At 68.7% G+C, this 15,645-nt stretch carries 14 protein-coding genes; 8 read left to right on the plus strand and 6 right to left on the minus strand.

Annotated elements, in window-relative coordinates:
• Positions 1-631 precede the first annotated feature (631 nt).
• Positions 632-838 carry a hypothetical protein gene (locus F4X11_20200; GenBank protein MYN67318.1) on the plus strand — a complete coding sequence of 69 codons (207 nt, stop codon included), beginning with the start codon at positions 632-634 and terminating at the stop codon, positions 836-838.
• A 328-nt stretch (positions 839-1,166) separates the two neighbouring features.
• Here the strand turns inward: F4X11_20200 and F4X11_20205 are convergent, their stop codons facing one another.
• A complete protein-coding gene (locus F4X11_20205) occupies positions 1,167-2,753 on the minus strand; it encodes an ATP-binding protein (protein MYN67319.1) in 1,587 nt (528 codons plus the stop codon).
• A 15-nt stretch (positions 2,754-2,768) separates the two neighbouring features.
• Here F4X11_20205 and F4X11_20210 point away from each other — a divergent pair, with 15 nt between their 5' ends.
• Entirely contained in the window at positions 2,769-3,509 is a 741-nt protein-coding gene (locus F4X11_20210; protein MYN67320.1) for a DUF4143 domain-containing protein, read from the plus strand.
• A gap of 314 nt (positions 3,510-3,823) precedes the next feature.
• On the opposite strand, the gene F4X11_20215 is transcribed toward F4X11_20210, so the two are convergent.
• The 3 genes from F4X11_20215 to F4X11_20225 are packed head-to-tail and all read right to left on the minus strand — an operon-like array spanning position 3,824 to position 6,063.
• Complete coding sequence (locus tag F4X11_20215; GenBank protein ID MYN67321.1) at positions 3,824-5,374, minus strand: AAA family ATPase; 1,551 nt, start codon at positions 5,372-5,374, stop codon at positions 3,824-3,826.
• A 27-nt stretch (positions 5,375-5,401) separates the two neighbouring features.
• Positions 5,402-5,818 (minus strand): type II toxin-antitoxin system VapC family toxin, encoded by a 417-nt coding sequence (locus F4X11_20220; GenBank protein MYN67322.1) that lies wholly within the window; start codon positions 5,816-5,818, stop codon positions 5,402-5,404.
• Positions 5,815-6,063 (minus strand): ribbon-helix-helix protein, CopG family, encoded by a 249-nt coding sequence (locus F4X11_20225; protein ID MYN67323.1) that lies wholly within the window; start codon positions 6,061-6,063, stop codon positions 5,815-5,817. The genes F4X11_20220 and F4X11_20225 overlap by 4 nt, the downstream gene beginning before the upstream one ends.
• 26 nt (positions 6,064-6,089) lie before the next feature.
• Between F4X11_20225 and F4X11_20230 the strand changes: the two genes are divergently transcribed.
• The 3 genes from F4X11_20230 to F4X11_20240 all read left to right on the plus strand — a co-directional run bounded on the left by F4X11_20230 (position 6,090) and on the right by F4X11_20240 (position 12,033).
• Positions 6,090-7,850 carry a hypothetical protein gene (locus F4X11_20230; GenBank protein MYN67324.1) on the plus strand — a complete coding sequence of 587 codons (1,761 nt, stop codon included), beginning with the start codon at positions 6,090-6,092 and terminating at the stop codon, positions 7,848-7,850.
• Positions 7,851-7,911: 61 nt separating this feature from the next.
• A complete protein-coding gene (locus F4X11_20235) occupies positions 7,912-9,825 on the plus strand; it encodes a PQQ-binding-like beta-propeller repeat protein (GenBank protein MYN67325.1) in 1,914 nt (637 codons plus the stop codon).
• Positions 9,826-9,831: 6 nt separating this feature from the next.
• Positions 9,832-12,033, plus strand: a complete 2,202-nt coding sequence (locus F4X11_20240) for a PQQ-dependent dehydrogenase, methanol/ethanol family (GenBank protein ID MYN67326.1) — start codon at positions 9,832-9,834, stop codon at positions 12,031-12,033.
• A gap of 34 nt (positions 12,034-12,067) precedes the next feature.
• Here the strand turns inward: F4X11_20240 and F4X11_20245 are convergent, their stop codons facing one another.
• Together F4X11_20245 and F4X11_20250 are read right to left on the minus strand one after the other, a co-directional pair.
• Positions 12,068-12,277, minus strand: coding sequence for a hypothetical protein (locus F4X11_20245; GenBank protein MYN67327.1), 210 nt, complete (start codon positions 12,275-12,277; stop codon positions 12,068-12,070).
• The gene (locus F4X11_20250) at positions 12,274-13,275 is read right to left on the minus strand and encodes a hypothetical protein (protein MYN67328.1); all 1,002 of its coding nucleotides are present in this window, start codon (positions 13,273-13,275) and stop codon (positions 12,274-12,276) included. The genes F4X11_20245 and F4X11_20250 overlap by 4 nt, the downstream gene beginning before the upstream one ends.
• Before the next feature lie 90 nt (positions 13,276-13,365).
• Here F4X11_20250 and F4X11_20255 point away from each other — a divergent pair, with 90 nt between their 5' ends.
• Genes F4X11_20255 through F4X11_20265 form a run of 3 tightly spaced genes read left to right on the plus strand, consistent with a single transcriptional unit; the run spans position 13,366 to position 15,611 of the window.
• The gene (locus tag F4X11_20255) at positions 13,366-14,898 is read left to right on the plus strand and encodes an amidohydrolase family protein (protein MYN67329.1); all 1,533 of its coding nucleotides are present in this window, start codon (positions 13,366-13,368) and stop codon (positions 14,896-14,898) included.
• Positions 14,899-14,943: 45 nt separating this feature from the next.
• Positions 14,944-15,192 (plus strand): hypothetical protein, encoded by a 249-nt coding sequence (locus F4X11_20260; GenBank protein ID MYN67330.1) that lies wholly within the window; start codon positions 14,944-14,946, stop codon positions 15,190-15,192.
• A complete protein-coding gene (locus F4X11_20265) occupies positions 15,189-15,611 on the plus strand; it encodes a type II toxin-antitoxin system VapC family toxin (GenBank protein MYN67331.1) in 423 nt (140 codons plus the stop codon). The genes F4X11_20260 and F4X11_20265 overlap by 4 nt, the downstream gene beginning before the upstream one ends.
• Positions 15,612-15,645 lie beyond the last annotated feature (34 nt).

Below are 15,645 nucleotides of genomic sequence, written 5' to 3' on the forward strand. Positions count from 1 at the left end.
TCAAGACCTCTACCCCCAACACGCGGATTTTTGCCCGGAACCGCTAAACGAAGACGAAGACAGGCTTCAGTGCTACGCCGATGTGGAGGGGGGCGATGCGGACGGCCGCCGGCTCGACCGGCGGGAGCTCAAGGAGGCAACCAAGGCGCTACAGTGGTTGGCCACTTGCCATATGGGTCACTATCGCAAGCGTGACCGGTACGATGGAAACCTGCTTCGTCCATTGGGCGACAGTCTCGCGATGCGGGGCCTCCCGAGAGAATCGCGGATAGAGATGAAGGTGGCGGAAGACGGGCAGCGGTGGTTTGCGTATCGTCGCACGGTCAGTGGGCGGTGCTTTGCCATGGGCGCACCCGGGTTCCTCCAGACCCGTGGGAACACGATGGACCCGATCCACCGATGGGGTTGCCTGGCGAAGATCGGATGTGGGGTGACCGACCGTTCAGAGAGAACGTGAACAGAAACTGGAGCTGATCAGCTACAACGCAAGCATGTTCTGCCGCTGCCCGCCGGGCGTCGCATCCCGCCAGCCGGCGGCGAGGGCGTTCACATAGGCGAGCCAGAGGTCGCGGGACCAGTAGCGGTTGTATGCGCCGACGTCCTGGCGCTACCTTCTCCGGACTTCGCCGTCGTGAACTGGGGCGACTTCCGCGGACGGCAGGGCCTGCCGAACCAACGGGCGCCCTACGCTCGCATCGTCGCCATCGACATGAACACCGGCGAGCACCTGTGGGAGACCCCCAACGGGGACACGCCGGAGCGCAGCCGCAAGCACCCGGCGCTCGAAGGCTGGACGTGCCGAACACCGGCGTTCCCTCGCACCCGGTCACCATGGTGACGAAGACGCTGCTGGTCACGGCCGAGGGCACGGCCGGGCTCCCGCGCCTGCACGCGCTCGACAAGCGGACCGGCGAACGGCTCGGCACCGTGGCGATGCCCGCCTCGGGGCAGTACGGGATGATGGGCTACCTGCACGAGGGACGGCAGTAAATCGTAGTGCAGGTGGCGGGATCGGGCCTGCCGGGATCGGGCCTGCCGGGATCGCTGGCGGCGCTGGCCCTGCCCTGACAGAAGCTCCGGCGTCGTCATGTACCGGGCGCCGTTCCTGCGCAGACTCCCGGACCCGGCGATCGTCGAATCATGGCCGGCGGCCGACTGCCCCGGGGTCAGTCGGTCGCCACGTCGAACGCGGTCAGGCCCCGCGTCGCCTGGCTGAACTCCACCCCGATCAGGTGAATCGGCGCGCCCAGGCCCCGATACTTCTCGGCATAGCGCTTGTTGCGCAACTGCGCCAACGCCGCCCCTGCGGCGGCTCGCTCCACCACCTTGAATTCGAACAGATACATCTGGTCGTTGAAAGCCACGGCCAGGTCGAGACGCCCCCGGCTGGTGCTGTCCTCCACCCGCACGTCCAGACCCAGGGCCGCGAGGCAGGCGTAGAACACGCTCGCGTAGTAGCCCTCGTAGCGCGCGATGTCGTTGCTCGCATGCCACTGGTGGGGGATGCCGGCGAAGAAGGCCCGGAACAGTTCTTCGAGTCCGGCGAAGTCGTTGACCCGGAGCAGCGCCAACAGCCGCGGACCCGGCTCCGCGCCGCGTGACGCCCCGCGAACGAGATGCCGCAGCATGCCCTGGTTCAGGCTCTGCCGGACCTCGCGGTTCGGATATCCCAGCCGGTAGTACCGCGTGCCGTCGATCCGTTCCACCTCCCGAATCGTCAGGTAGCCGGTCTGGAACAACAGCGCCTCCGGGGCCACGTCGTCCACGTCGAACGACGACAGCAGCTCGTCCGTGCCGAGCAGGCCGTCGAGGGCGAACGTCTCTACGCCGCGCGATACCAGCGTGTCGATCAGGAACGCCGGCGTGCCCGTCTCGAACCAGTACGCGCCGAACTCGCGCCGGTCGAAGAGCAGCAGGATGTCGAACGGGTTGTAGACCGTCTCGCCGTCCACCCACCGATAGCCGTCGTACCAGTCGCGGATCGCGTCCCGATCGAGGCCGGGCAGTTCGGGAGCGAAGACCGTGTCCAGGTCCGCGTCGGTATAGCCGCAGAGGGCGGCATGGCGCGGATCCAGCGTGACGTCTATCAGGTTGTTTAGGCCGGAAAACAGACTGACCTTCGAGAACCTGCTCACCCCGGTCAGCAGCGTGAACCGGACGTGCGCGTCGCTGGACTTGATGGTGCCGTACAGGCCGCGCAGAAAGTTGCGGTTGGCGCGGGCCGTGTCCGGCGTCTCGAGCGCGTCGAGGATCGGCTTGTCGTACTCGTCCACCAGCACCACGACCCGCTGTCCGCGCTGCTGGTGGAGCGCCTCGATCAGTCCTGCGAATCGGCCTGGTAGCGATGCGTAGGCGCCGGCCAGTCCGGCCCGCCGTTCGGCGGCCGCGATCTGATCGGCGACCTGCGCCGGCAGGGTGTCCGGCGCGGTGAAGTCGCCGCCGCTGAAGTCGAGCCGCAGCACCGGATGACGCACCGTCCAGTCCCAGTGGTCATGGATCGCCAATCCTTCGAACAGCGGCCGGTTGCCCTCGAAGAGCTGCTTCAGCGTATCCACCAGCAGGCTCTTCCCGAAGCGCCGGGGGCGCGACAGGAAAAAGTGCTTGCCCGCGTCGATGAGACGGCGCAGCCCGGCGGTCTTGTCCACGTAGTAGTAGCCGCCCGTCCGAATCTCGCTGAAGGTCTGGATCCCGATCGGCAGCTTGCGCCGCCTTCCTGCCCCCGGGGAGGTGGTCGCGTCCCGTGCGGTCGGCATCGGCTGGGATTCATTATGCAATGCCGAGCAGAATCGCTGCCCGCCTCGGGCCAGCACGGGATGGGCTACCTGCCCGAGGGCCGGCAGTACGTCGTGGTGCAAGTGGCGGGATCGGGTCTGCCGGGTCGCTGGCGGCGCTGCGGTTGCCGTCGCCCTGACCACGGATGGATCTGCCGGGGTCGCTGGGGGAACTGCGGCTGCCTTCGTCGGGTTGGCTTGCATATTGCCCACGGCGCGGGCGATATTCGCCCGTCTCGTGGTCGACGTCCAGCTAACGTGCCTCTCGACCTGCCGGCCTCCTTCCAACTCGTGCGGCTGCCGCCCTACTCCGTCAACCGGAGCAAGCGACTGGCCAAGAGCCCGAAGCTCTACTGGAGCGACTCGGCCCTGGCGCTCTGGATGAGCGGTGCCGACACCGTCTCGGGCGAGCACCTGGAGAATCTCGTCCTGGCCGATCTGCTGGTGTGGCGCGACGGTCAGGTGCCGGCCCCGAACGTGCTGTTCTGGCGGACGACGACGGATCGCGAGGTGGACTTCGTCATCGAGACCGGCGACCGGCTGCTGGCCGTCGAGGTGAAGGCCGCCCCGACTCCCGGGTTGGCGGACACCCGCGGCTTGCGCCTTTTCGGGAGGAGTATCGGGATCGGTTCGCGGGCGGCCTGCTGCTGCACGGCGGTTCCGGAACGCAGTGGATGGCCGAGGGCGTGCTGGCCGTGCCCTGGTGGCGGGTGGTGTAGCGGCGGCGGCGAAGGATGAGGCCGATTCAGGAGGGCGACGACAGCCTCTGCGAGGCTTCGCGCGTTCGGCCGGCCAGCAGCGTCAACACCGTCTGCATTGTCGATCCCATCGCATCCACGCGGCCGGCCAGCCGCGCGATCTGCCACGAGTTGAACAGCGCACCGCCCGCCGCGATTACCAGAAGCACATCCTCCATGACTGTCTCCATCCTACGCGAGCGGGAGTCCGCGCGAAAGGGAATCCGGAGGGGTGCTGCTGCTCGAGCGGTCGAGTCGCCGCCGCGACGGATGTCCGTCACTGCGAGTCCGGCGTCGCGTCGGTTCGTCCGGCTTCTACTCCGCGCGCCATTGGAGCAGGGCCGCCTTCAGTCCTTCCAGCAGAGGCTGAATGTCGCTCTCCTTGCGGGCGGCCTCCAGTCGGGCAACCACGCGGCCGATGTCGGATTCGGCCCAGCCGAGGGGTTCGGCGAGGCCGTGGAGCTTCGTCTTGGCGATCTCTCCGGGTCGGTCGGCCGCGGTGTCGTACACGGCGTCCGCCCGGTTCATTCGCTCGGTCAGATCCGCGGGCTCGATGCCAAGCTCGGCGGACGAGTTGGCGGGGTCGCGGCGCAAGGCGTTCCAGACCCAGACTTCGGGCGCGTCGTCGCCGGGGAGAAAGAACACCGGGACGTCGCTTCGTGCTCTCTGGCGTATGGTCTCCTCCAGATTGCCGGCGCGCTTGTCGCCGTCGAGCACGAAGACGAAGTTCTGGATCTGCCCGAACTTCCTGAACGCGCTCGCGTGCAGGGGGAATTCGTTCGCACCGGTGTCGCGGCCTACGCGGACGGACTCCCTGCGAATCCGCTCCCGGGGCAGAAGGACGTCGAACACGCCTTGCAGGATTCCCTCGGCCGTGGAGTCTTCGCAGAGAAGATTGAGTGCGTCCCCAGATCGGCCGTAGAGGGCGTTCTGGACGACGTCACGGTAGGGCGGACGGACCGTGACGTCGCCGGTGTCGTCCCGTTCGAGGAAGATGCGCCCGTGGGAGGGCACGGCATCGAGCACCACGGGGCTGTGCGTGGTGACGATGGCCTGCAGGTCGTTGCGTAGCGCGAGCTGCTGCAGTTGCAGCATAAGGAGCTGCTGCACCCAGGGATGCAGGCCTGCTTCGACTTCGTCGATGAGCACCAGGGCGCCCTCGAGCTGGGCGATTTCGCGCGAGAGGCGGAAGATCGCCCGCTCGCCGGCGGCCATGTGCAGCTCGGAGTACTCCGCGCCGCGTTCCTGCGCAGCGAAGAGAAGGTTCTTGGTGCCGCTGGACAGGTTGACGACCTCGGCGTACCGGAAGGGAAGCATCTGCTGGGCGAAGTCGATTTGGGACGCCGTCAAGGGTGTTTCCCGAGGGGCGGAGCGCAGGCGCGACATGCTTAACACGCCGCGGACCTCGGATGGATTGCTGAGGTTGCTGAGCGTTCTGAGATAGACGGGCCTCTCCGGCTGGGTAGCGTTCTTGCGGCCGAGAAAGCTGCGATTCCAGCCCTTGGAGCGGCGCCATCGCATGGATTGCCGGCCGTCCGGCGTGGAATAGTCGAACTCGATGACCACCTGCGGTTTCCGGTCCTCGCGCCGGCCCACCCTGGGCCGGTAGTCCGGAAAGAGGGTCGACGGCACGAAGTCCTTCACGCCGGCCCCGGGCACCTTGTAGGCGCAGGCCGCCGCGAAGAGCACCGTCGACTTGCCGCTGGCGTTGCCGCCGGCGATGACGCTCACGGGATAGTCCAGCTTGATCCGGACGTCCTCGATGCCACGAATGCCTTCGAGGTGGATCTCGGCCAGGAAATGCGGCAGGTGGGGTTTCTTGCCCTGCAGCCGCTCCCAGAGATCCCTGAAGCGCCTTTCGATCATGAACGCGTGTCCTCGCTGTCCAGTGCTCTATGTGGCAGTCTTCACGGCCGGAAGCTGGCGAAATCCCTGCTGTGCGAAATCGGCGTCCAGGGAAAGCGCCACCGCGATTCCATGGCGTCGCATGAGCTCGAAGCTCGTGCAATCGACCAGTGACAGCTTTCTGCGCCCGGCGGTGAACAGCGCGGCCATCGCGGCTGCGTGCAGCTCCTCGTCGACCCACAGCGGTTGAAGGAGCGGGACAAGGTCGCCGGCCAGGGCACGAACCGCATCGAGGCCGAGTCGACGCTGCACGAGCGCGAACGCTTCCACCAGCACGTAGTTCGAGGTGACGAGGGAGTCGTGGTCGTTCAGTGCTCGGCGCCACGCCTCCGTCACATCGGCGTGGTGCGGCTGGTCGGCGTCGAGGAAGGCCAGCAGGGCGGACGTGTCCACGAAGAGTGTCACGAATCGAATGCCTCGTCGAGATACCGGTCGTGGTCCTCGGCCAGATCGCGGCATCCGGACCGGAACCGACCGGCCAGGGCCAGCGCGCGCCGAGCCAGTTCGTCACGATCCACGACATGACGGCGCGCCAGATACTCGGAGACGCTCTCGCGCACGAGATCGGCCATCGAGCGTTCCTGCACGCGCGCCTGTACGCGGAGCGCCTGGGCCTGCGTTTCGGTCAGTTGGATCTGCGTGCGAACCATGACGGCATTGTAGCTTGTGTGATGGAATGCGGTACAGTCCTTCCGTGACCAAGCCCCGCCTCAACCGCCGCATCCGCTACGAGCCGGACGATCCGTGCCCGCCGCTCGTGACGGCCGGCGTCGCCTTCCAGGGCGTCGTGCTCATCCTCGCCAACACCGTCCTGATGGTGACCATCATCGTCCGGGCGGCCGGCGAGGGCGAGCTGTACCTGGGCTGGGCGGTCTTCGCGGCGCTCGTCATCGCCGGGGTCACTACCGCGCTGCAGGCGGCGCACGTCGGGCGGGTCGGCGCCGGCCACATCCTGATGACGGGGGCCGGTCCCCACTTCATCGCGATCTCGGTCGTCGCCCTGACGGAGGCGGACCTGGCCACGCTGGCCAGCCTCATCGTCGTGTCGTCGCTGTTCCAGTTCGCGATGGCGGCGTGGCTGCCGTTCCTGCGCCGGATCGTCACGCCGATCGTGTCCGGCACGGCGCTGATGCTGATCGCGGTCGCGGTGATGCCGATCGCGGTGGGGCGGCTGACGGACGTGCCCTCGGGCGCGCCCGAGGGTGGCGGGCTGATCGCCGCCGGGGTCACGCTGGCAGTGGCCACCGGCATGGTGCTGCGCGCCTCGGGCGTCTGGCGGCTGTGGGCGCCGCTCAGCGGCATACTGGCGGGCTGCGCGGCGGCGTTGTTCTTCGGGATGTACGACTTGCGGCCGGTAGCCGAGGCCTCGTGGCTCGACGTTCCCGACGTCGCGGCCTGGCCCGGCATCGACTTCACGCCGGACGCGCGGTTCTGGGCGCTGCTGCCGGTGTTCGCGATCGTGTCCGTGGTGGCCGCCATCAAGACCAGCAGCGACGGCGCGGTCATTCAGCAGGCCTCCGCGCGCCAGCCGCGCGCGACCGACTTCCGCCTCGTGCAGGGCGCGCTCAACGCGAGCGGCGTGGGCATTCTCCTGTCCGGCCTCGCGGTGACGCCGCCTGTCATCATCTACCTGCCGTCGAGCGTGTCGCTCATCAATCTCACCGGCGTGGCGGCGCGCAGCGTCGGGTACGCCATCGGCGGCACCCTGTTCGCGCTGGCGTTCCTGCCGAAGCTGACCGCCGTCCTGCTCGCGGTGCCGAGTCCCGTCATGGGGGCCTTCCTGCTGATCATCATGGGACTGCTCTTCGTGGAGGGCATCCGGACGGTGTTCCAGGACGGCCTCGATCCGCAGAAGGGTCTGGTGGTGGGTGTCGCCCTGGCCCTCGGCGTGGGCCTGGAGAGCGGGAGCGTCTTCGAGAGCGTCCTGGGACCGACCTGGAGCGCGTCGCTGGGCAACGGCATGACGATCGGCGTGCTGGCCACGGTCCTGCTGACCGCGTTCCTGGAGCTGACCAGCCCGCGGCGCCGGCGGCTGGACGTGGAGCTCGACGCCTCCGCGGCGTCGGGGATCGATGCCTTCCTGCGTGAGATCGCGGGTCGCTCGGGTTGGAACGCCGCCTCCGGCGGGCGGCTGCGGGGCGCCGGCGAAGAGGCGCTCGAGTGCCTCTTGCAGCTACGCGGCGAGCAGGCGGCCGGCGCGGCGCCGCGCCTCATCCTCTTCGCGCGTCCCGGCCGCGAGACGGTGGAGATGGAGTTCCTGGTCGTCTCCGAGCGGGAGAACATCGAGGACCACCTGACCTACCTGAGCGAACGCGCGGAAACGCCGGAGGAGAGCGAGCTGTCGTTCCGCCTGCTGCGCCACTACGCCTCGTCGGTGCGTCACCGCCAGTACCACGGTATCGAGATCGTCACCGTGAAGGTCGCGGGCTCGCGGTAGGACTCGTAGCGAAACGCCGCTCGCATGCAGCGGCTTTGCCGCGGGCTCCTGGCCCTCGTGGATGGCAGAACCTGGAAGCCCCAGCCCTGGAGCGCATCCGCTGTTGCGCCGGTCGCTCGCATGGGCGATGATGCCCGAGTTCGGGATTGAAGACGAGCCGAGCCGTTCCCGGGCGCCTGTGGCCGAGCGTCGCGGACGACGCACAGGCCTTCGACGCTGCGCCACGGGGCACGGAAGGAGACAGACGATGCGAGAGATGGGACGCGGACGATTCGTGCTGGTGTGCCTGACCGCTTTCCTGATGCTGCAGGCCGGACCCGCGCTCGGGCAGTCCGACGACGCCGAGTGGGAGCCGATCACCGAGGAGCGGCTGCTCGATCCGCAGGACGGCGACTGGATGAGCTACCGCCGGACCTACGACGTCACCGGGTTCAGCCCGCTCGACCAGATCGACCGCGGCAACGTCTCCGACCTGCGCCTCGTCTGGTCCTGGTCGATGCGCGACAACAGCCGCTGGGTGCCGACGCCGATCGTGGCCAACGGGCTGATGTACGTCTCGGAGGGGAGCGGCCGGGTCACCGCCTTCGACGTGCTGTCGGGCGACGTCGCCTGGGTGTACACGCGCAGCTATCCCGAGGACATCCAGAAGTCGCAGGCGCTCGGCCGGCACCGCGGCGTCTCCGTGCTCGGCGACACGGTCTACTTCGGTGCGGCCGACGCCGTGCTGGTCGCCCTCGATGCGCAGACCGGCGAGCACCGCTGGGAGGTGAGCACCGGCGACTACACCACCGGCCTGGGCCACAGCCACCCGCCGCTGATCGCCGACGGGAAGGTGGTCCTCGGGTTCGCCGGCGGTGACCGCAGCGGCCGCGGCACCATCGTGGCGCACGACGCCGAGACCGGCGAGCACATCTGGACCACCTACACGGTGCCGATGCCCGGCGAGCCGGGCTACGACACGTGGACCGAGCGCGAGATCCCGCCGCTGGGCGGCCTGGCGTGGAGCACCATCAGCTACGACCCCGAGCTCGGCCTCGTCTACATGGGTACGGGACAGCCGACGCCCTGGGCGTCCACCCTGCGCGGTCCGGGCGATGCCCTCTACACCAACTGCATCCTGGCCCTGGACATCGACACCGGCGAGATCGAGTGGTACTTCCAGGTGGTGCCGGCGGACAACTGGGACCTGGACGCCACCGCCGAGAGCATGCTGGTCGACCTGGAGATCGGCGGCGTCGAGCACAAGGCGCTCATCGAGACCAGCAAGATCGGCTGGGGCATCGTGCTCGATCGCGAGACCGGGCGCTTCATCGACGCGTTCCGGACAGGCTACGACAACATCATCACCGGCTGGACCGACACCGGCAGCCCCATCTACAACCCGGACCAGATCCCCACGCTGGAGGACGTCGACTCGGACAAGATCTTCGAGGTGTGTCCCCACCTGCACGGCACGCGGAACCTGAACTCGGCGAGCTACAGCCCCGAGACCGGCCTCTACTACGTCGGCATCAACAACGCCTGCATGGACGTCATGTTCGTCTCCGAGGAGTACGTGCCCGGCCGCGTCTTCCGGGGCATGGGCAGTCGCGTGAAGATGGTCCCCGGCTACGACTACATCGGCGAGTTCGTGGCGTTCAATCCGGTCACAGGCCAACGCGCCTGGGAATACCGCCCCGAGAGCGGCGCGCCGATGACCGCCGCTGCGCTCGCCACCGGCGGCGGCCTCGTCTTCGGCGGCACGGCGGACCGCCGGCTCTTCGCGCTCGACGCCGACAACGGCGAGATGCTCTGGGAGACGCGCCTGAACGGCGACATCTCGGGCGCCCCGGTCACCTTCGAGGTCGGTGGCCGCCAGTACCTCGCGGTCGGCGCCGGCGGGCGCATCGGCCAGACCACCTCCTACGCGCGCCTGACCGGCATCACGCTGCCGCAGGGCAGCGGCGTGATCTGGGTGTTCGCCTTGCCTGACTAAGTACCGATGCGGTCCTCGCGTTCTCTGCAGGCGCTCGCAGCGGTTCTCCTCTTCACCGCCGGTCTCTCCTGGCCGGCGGCGCAGGGGCAGGAGGTCACCACGGCCGACCTGGAGCAGGCCGCCGCGGACACCTCGTCGTGGCTGATGTACGGCCGCGACTACCACGGCCAGCGCTTCGTGGAGCTCGATCAGATAACGCCGGAGAACGTCGACCGGCTGCACCCGGCGTGGGTGTTCGCTACCGGCGGCGAGAACCGGGGCCTGGAGGCGACGCCGCTGGTGCACGAGGGCGTGATCTACCTGTCGGCGGACGAGTCGCGCGTGTTCGCCATCGACGCGCGGACCGGCGCGAAGATGTGGGGCTTCGAGCCGGAGATGTCGGACGAGGTCGAGCGCGTCTACTGCTGCGGGTCGAACAACCGCGGCGTGGCGCTGTTCGGCGAGCTGGTCTACGTCGGGACGATGGACGCGCGGCTGATCGCGCTCCACAAGGACACCGGCGCCGTCGCGTGGGAGACCGTGGTCGTCGACTGGCGGCAGGGCTACAGCATCACCGGCGCGCCGCTGGTGGTCAACGGTATGGTCCTGACCGGGGTGGCGGGCGGCGAGTACGGCATCCGCGGCTTCGTCAAGGCCTACGACGCGCTGACCGGCGAGTTGCGCTGGACCAGCTACACCATCCCCGGACCGGGTGAGCCGGGCAACGAGACGTGGCCCGGCGACACCTGGAGGAACGGCGGGGCGCCCACCTGGACGACGGGCGCCTTCGATCCCGAGCTGAACCTCGTCTACTGGAACACCGGCAACGCCGCTCCCTGGAACTGCCACGTCCGCAAGGGCGACAACCAGTGGTCGGCCGCCACCGTCGCCATCGACGCCGACAATGGCGACATCCGCTGGGGATTCCAGTACACCCCGTGGGACTGCTGGGACTACGACGCGGTGAGCACGCCGGTGCTGGCCGACGTGACCCTGCGCGACCACGGGCCGGTCAAGGCGCTGTTCCACCATGACAAGAACGGCTTCTTCTACGCTCTAGATCGCACGGACGGCCGCTTCCTCTACGGCGAGCCGATCGTGCCGGGCATCAACTGGGCCTTCGGCCTCGATCCGGTAACGGGCCGGCCGCAGGTGAATCCGGACATGCTGGCCCAGTCCGGCGGCCCCGAGGTGGGGCCGATCATTCCCAGCCTGGAGGGGGCCATCGACTGGCAGCCGCTCGCCTTCAACCCGGACCTAGGCGCGCTCTACTTCATGTCGAACCAGTGGGCGATGGGCTACCGCTTCTGGGCCGAGGACCAGTTCGAGCCGCCGACCAACGGCGAGGCGTACCTCGGCGGGGACTACCAGCAGTACCTGACCAGCGACAACCCCGGCAACTTCGTCGGCTTCGACGTGGTCGAGCAGGAGGTCCTGTGGCGGGTGGTGAGCCCGGCGCCCTTCTGGGCCGGCGCGGTGGCCACCTCCAGCGGGCTGGTCTTCACCGGCGACATGCGCGGCTACTTCATGGCGCTCGACGCCCGCAGCGGCGACGTGCTGTGGCAGTTCCAGACCGGGTCGGGCATCATCGGCAGCCCGATCACCTACGAGCTCGACGGGACGCAGTACGTCGCGGTGCCGTCCGGCGGCATCGGCGGGGACATGATCTTCTACTACACCGAGCCGAAGGCCGGGAACCTGTGGGTGTTCGCGCTCGACGGTGGTCCCCGGGAGGTGCAGGCGGGCACGAACCTGACGCCGCTGCCGGGCGGCCTGCCGCGGGTCGGCGAGCCAGGCCACACCCTGGGCGGCCGCGTCCTGCCGGGCTACGGCTTTGAGCCCACGGAGGGCAGCGAGCCGATCGCGCCGGGCGCTCCGACCGAGGCGGATCCGTCGTCAGCGCCGGAAGCTCCTTCCGAGGTGGATCCACCGTCCGCGCCAGACGCCTCGTCCGCGCCGGACGCGGGCGGCGCGCCGAACCCGCTGCAGGGCGACGCGGCGGCCATCAGCGCCGGCGAACGGATCTACCGCGAGCGCTGCGTCATCTGTCACCGGTCCGGCGGCGGCGCGGGTCCGAGCCTGTTCCGGAGCGGTCTTCCGCTCGGCCGTTTCCTGGACACGGTGAATCGGGGGCGTCCGGGCACCAACATGCCCGCGTTCGAGGAATTGCTATCGCTCGACGAGATATGGGAGGTGCACGCCTTCTTGATGTCGCGCGACGCGCTGTAGGAGCCGTAGACGAGGGCAGGTACGGCCGGAGAGTCTAGGGTAGGCGCACCAGGATCTGGATCACGGCCGCACCCAGCAGCCCGAATCCGGTTAGCACCGCGCCCAGCAACGAGGCCAGCATCCACCGGATGATCCGCACCTCGCCGGCAAGCTCGCCGATATCGGCGGCCGTGGCCTCCGCCGTGGTCTCTGACGCGCCGGCTTCCACCAATGCGCCCCGCATCTTCGCCGAAACAATCTTCACGGCACGCTACCAGGAGAATCGACAGAAAGACGGCGCCAGAAGTCAGCTTCGTCGGCGCAGGCGTAGGCCGCGGCCATCACCGTGTCCCGCGGCACGTCGGCGAACGTCACCGCCCGCTCTGAAAACGCCGCTGACACGGAGAGCCCCCGGACCTGCAGCAGGCTCTGCGCGGCCGCGGCCAGCTCGTCCGCGCGACCCTCCGAGTGCCCTTGCGCGATCAGCGCGCTCGACAGCGGATCGTCGGCAGGGCCCGTCCCTTCCCGCGCACCGAGCTCCCGTCCTACCCGCTCCAGGACCCGGTAGGTGGCGGCCGACGGTGTCGGCTCGCTCATCCCGTCGAAGATCTCGCCCGCCGTCCAGCCGGGAAACGCGCCGCTCGTCGGCACGGACTGGTACCGTCCGTCCTGCAGGCGGTGAATCGTCACGCCCGCCGGTCGCCTAGGTGAACCCCCGGCCGGCGGCACGATCACCCACAGCTCCGGGAAGCCCCAGGCCTCGTACAGCAGCAGCTTGCCGGGGCGCACGTCGGTCGTGTGGTCCACCTCGAGCACGACGTCGGGGAAGTCGTGCTCGCCGATGATCAGGGACTTCTCCGGGATGGTGGCGCGCGTCGGGTGCAGGTACAGCGTCTCGTCGGCCTCCATCGCCCGCCGGGGCCGGCCGTCCGCGTCTCGCACCAGCAGGGTCACCGATCCGTACGAGGCGATCGGCGTGCCGCGCACAGAGGCGATCCGCTCGGCCAGGTGCGGCAGCCGCCGCGAGGTTCCTTCGTGGACGGCGTAGTTGTCGGCGACCACCCAGGCGGTCTCGGTACCAGCGTCCCAGTACTCGAGGCGATCGTCGGAATTCTCGAACGCTTCGCGCGTCAGGGAGATGCGAACGCAGCCGGGAAACCGGAGCGCGTCGTAACGGAGAGATTCGCCGGGCCCCGCGCCCCGACCCGCGGCGTCGGCCGTTTCGCCTTCGCCTCGCGGGGTACGTGCCTGCAAGTAGTCCATCGCTCCATCATAGACCTCGAACCCGGTGCGGTTCCAGCGCCGTGCGCGCCGAAGCGCAAGAATGGCCTGGAGCCGCTGATCGACGTACCGATGCCATACGATGACGTGAGTCTCGAGCCGGGGCAGTCGAATCGGGTCCAGCTCGCTGGAGCATCCGACGGATGGAGGGAACCGATGCCGGATTCCGAATCGCTCGCCACGAAGTGGTCGGGCATGGCCTTGCCGGGTTGGCTGGCTGTCTGCGTCCTCACGGTTCTGAGCGCGGGCTGCGTAGCGACAGGTTGTTGGGACTGCAACGTCTGCGCCTCCTCGCTGATGAACGTAGGTTGCGTCTCGGCGCAGGAGCCCCAGGCGGCGGGAGACGCCACGTGGTTCGAGGGCGCCCGGCTCATCGACGGCAACGGCGGTGCGCCCATCGAGACGTCGGCGTTTCTGGTCGAGGACGGGGTCTTCGCGTGGGTCGGGCGGCAGGGTGAGAGGGAGGCTCCCGCGGGGGCCGAGCGGGTGGATCTGTCCGGAAAGACCGTCATCCCGGCGCTGATAGACGCGCACCAGCACATCGGGCTGACGAACGTGAAGGACGGCACGCACAGCAAGGACAACTACACGCTGTCCAACTTGGTCGAGCACCTGGAGCGCTCCGCGTACCACGGCGTCGCGGCCACGATGAGCCTGGGATTGGAGTTCGACGAGGCGCTCGCCTTCGAGCTGCGCAACGAGGTGTTCCGCGACGCGGCGCGATTCCTGACGTCCGGTCGGGGGATCGCCGCCACGCCGCTGGCCGGCCCGCAGCAGGAGTACCGGCTGGGCATCCCGCGCGGCGCGCGGACCGAGGCGGCGGGTCGCGCTGCGGTCGCGGAGCTCGACGGGCACGGGGTCGACATCATCAAGATCTGGGTCGACGACCGGGGCGGAACGGTCCCGAAGCTGGAGCCGAACATCTACCGGGCGATCATCGACGAGGCCCACGCCCGGGGCATGCGGGTAGCGTCACACCTTGGCTCGACCAGCGGGCTGGCCGACGCGAAGGACCTGATCCGGGCGGGCATCGACGGCTTCGCGCACACGGTCCGGGACCGCGACATCGACGAGGAGTTCATGGCGCTCGTACGCGAGCATCCCGACGTGTGGACCATCCCGAACCTGCCCGGCTCGCCGGTGACGCTCGACGACCTGCCGTGGCTCGGCGAGACGCTGCCGCCCTTCGAGATCGAGAACCTGCGCGCGCAGGCCGAGCGCTTGGCGGCGGACGGGCCCGGCGACTTCTTCGCGCTGCAGTGCCGGAACCTGGCCCGCAACCGCGAGGCGGGGATGTCCATCGGCATGGGCACGGACTCGGGCGTTAGCGTCGCCTGGACCACGCACACCGAGATCCGCGACATGGCCGGCTGCGGGCTCATGCCGATGGAGGCGCTCGAGTCGGCGACGCGCATCAACGCCGAGATCCTGGGCCTGGACGACCTCGGCACCGTGGCAGAGGGGAGGAGCGCGTCCTTTGTGGTGCTCGACGCCAACCCGCTGGACGACATCACCAACACGCGCCGGATCGACAGCGTCTATCTGCGTGGCGAAGAGGTGGACCGGGATGCCCTGCGGGCGAAGTTCATGGAGGGTGTGCGGTGAGCCGCATTTGTTGACACCACTGCACCACTGCACCATGCTTGCGTCATGAGGCTGACCGTAAACCTCGAACCCGACCTGTACGCGGTCGCCGTCTCGCTTGCAAAGGCGGAGGATTGCAGCATCAGCGCCGCCGTCAACCAGCTTCTGCGCCGGGCACTGCCCGGCGAAAACGCCTCGCAGCCGCAACCCGAGGAGTTCGTGAGCAGACGCAACGGCCTCCTGGTGTCGAAGGGACGAGAGGTTGTCACCGCGGAGACCGTTCGCCGAGCGGAGGCGGAGGACGATGCAAGGTGACGTGGTTGCTTGACGGTAACGTGCTGGTGGCGCTTGTTGTCGACTCCCACGTGCATCATGATCGCGCACATCGCTGGTTCGCCACCCTCGTCCGAGACCGGTTTGCGACCTGTCCTTTCACGCAGGGCACGCTGCTGCGTGTCCACATGAAGGTGGCGGCGGATCGCAGCGCCGCGGCGGCTTGGCAGGCGTTGCGTGACTTGGCCGCGCATGCGAACCACGATTGGTGGGATGGCTCACTCGACTTCCTCGATGTCCCGCACCGCAACCTGCAGGGAAGTGGGCAGGTTACTGACGCGTGGCTGGCCGAGCTTGCGCGCCGGCGTGGGGGGCGCCTGGCCACGCTCGACTCCGCCCTGGTTGCCATGCACGGCGACGTGGCTACGCTGCTTCCACGTTCGGCAAGAGGGCAAACGTGAGGTTGCCCCTGTCCGGACAGGCTGCGGAGAAAGC

The organism is Acidobacteriota bacterium, assembly GCA_009861545.1.
GTDB lineage: Bacteria > Acidobacteriota > Vicinamibacteria > Vicinamibacterales > UBA8438 > WTFV01.

What these genes read in the sequence shown, in the direction of transcription:
- F4X11_20225 (MYN67323.1), bottom strand. Translation starts at nt 6,063, where the DNA reads ATGGTTCGCACGCAGATCCAACTGACCGAAACGCAGGCCCAGGCGCTC.
- F4X11_20240 (MYN67326.1), top strand. Translation starts at nt 9,832, where the DNA reads ATGCGGTCCTCGCGTTCTCTGCAGGCGCTCGCAGCGGTTCTCCTCTTC.
- F4X11_20230 (MYN67324.1), top strand. Translation starts at nt 6,090, where the DNA reads ATGCGGTACAGTCCTTCCGTGACCAAGCCCCGCCTCAACCGCCGCATC.
- F4X11_20250 (MYN67328.1), bottom strand. Translation starts at nt 13,275, where the DNA reads ATGGACTACTTGCAGGCACGTACCCCGCGAGGCGAAGGCGAAACGGCC.
- F4X11_20210 (MYN67320.1), top strand. Translation starts at nt 2,769, where the DNA reads ATGCAATGCCGAGCAGAATCGCTGCCCGCCTCGGGCCAGCACGGGATG.
- F4X11_20235 (MYN67325.1), top strand. Translation starts at nt 7,912, where the DNA reads ATGGCAGAACCTGGAAGCCCCAGCCCTGGAGCGCATCCGCTGTTGCGC.
- F4X11_20260 (MYN67330.1), top strand. Translation starts at nt 14,944, where the DNA reads ATGAGGCTGACCGTAAACCTCGAACCCGACCTGTACGCGGTCGCCGTC.
- F4X11_20255 (MYN67329.1), top strand. Translation starts at nt 13,366, where the DNA reads ATGCCATACGATGACGTGAGTCTCGAGCCGGGGCAGTCGAATCGGGTC.
- F4X11_20215 (MYN67321.1), bottom strand. Translation starts at nt 5,374, where the DNA reads ATGATCGAAAGGCGCTTCAGGGATCTCTGGGAGCGGCTGCAGGGCAAG.
- F4X11_20205 (MYN67319.1), bottom strand. Translation starts at nt 2,753, where the DNA reads ATGCCGACCGCACGGGACGCGACCACCTCCCCGGGGGCAGGAAGGCGG.